A 608-nucleotide genomic window follows, 5' to 3' on the forward strand; every position below is an offset into this window, starting at 1 on the left:
AACAGGTTGAATACGTGACCCGCTATCTTAGTGCCCCTTTGCAATGCAATTTCTATTTTAGCATTAACACCCAACAAAAAGGCTTTATCTATTAAACAATTCGTAATGGTTATCATTAAAAATCCCTTGATCATAGCTTGTTTCATCGGCATATCATTCAACCTGACCAAAATTGGCTTACCTTACGGTTCAGGGCAATTTTTAAAAATTCTGGCAAGTGCAAGTCTTCCATTGGGATTGATTTGTATCGGTGCATCCTTACAACCATCAACGCTAAGATCTGATAAAAATTCTATTATTATCAATAGCCTATCCAGATTATTATTAATGCCATTAATTGCCGGGATTATTGGTTTTCTTTTTCATCTCAATATATTAGAACTCAATTTACTGATCCTGTTTTTCGCAATACCGACAGCACCAACGGCCTATATCTTAACCCGTCAGCTAAATGGGGACAGCCAATTGATGTCAGCGATCATCACACTACAAACAATTACTGCTGTTATTACGTTGCCTATTATATTAAGTTTAGAATTAAACTAAGCGAGAAAAAATTAAGTGAGAACGACTAAAGAAAGGATGTGTGATTTGGAGCGGGAAACGAG

1 protein-coding gene is annotated in these 608 nt (G+C 36.2%); it reads left to right on the forward strand.

Features of this window, described 5'->3' with window-relative positions:
- Positions 1–30 precede the first annotated feature (30 nt).
- On the forward strand, positions 31–546 hold the full coding sequence (locus AAC147_RS11250; protein ID WP_338114268.1) for an AEC family transporter: 516 nt from the start codon (positions 31–33) through the stop codon (positions 544–546).
- Positions 547–608: the final 62 nt, after the last annotated feature.

Source organism: Xenorhabdus sp. NBAII XenSa04 (assembly GCF_963866145.1).
GTDB lineage: Bacteria > Pseudomonadota > Gammaproteobacteria > Enterobacterales > Enterobacteriaceae > Xenorhabdus > Xenorhabdus indica.